This window comes from Collinsella sp. AF11-11 (genome assembly GCF_003465485.1).
In the GTDB taxonomy this organism is placed as follows: domain Bacteria; phylum Actinomycetota; class Coriobacteriia; order Coriobacteriales; family Coriobacteriaceae; genus Collinsella.
In genome coordinates, this window is sequence record NZ_QSAS01000044.1 from 1 (window position 1) to 248 (window position 248).

The following is a 248-nucleotide window of genomic DNA, read 5'->3' on the forward strand; positions in this document are numbered from 1 at the left end:
GCCCCCGAGTCACCTCCCCTATGCGCCATGCGGCCCCCAGGGCACGTAGATGAGACCCAGGACACCGTAACGGTGGGCGCCGCCCACCGGTCAGCGGCCAGAGCATGGGGGGCACGCCCGGTCCCGTTCCGAACCCGGAAGCTAAGCCCCATCGCGCCGAGAGTACTGCGGGGTCAGCCCGTGGGAGGCCAGGGCGCCGCTGACCGGTGGACGGCACCGAGCCGTACGCTTGACTTGAAGAAGGGGGG

At 71.4% G+C, this 248-nt stretch carries 1 rRNA gene; it reads left to right on the plus strand.

Annotated elements, in window-relative coordinates:
• The first annotated feature begins 89 nt into the window (after positions 1-89).
• Positions 90-205: ribosomal RNA gene (rrf, locus tag DWV58_RS09765) — 5S ribosomal RNA — on the plus strand.
• Positions 206-248: the final 43 nt, after the last annotated feature.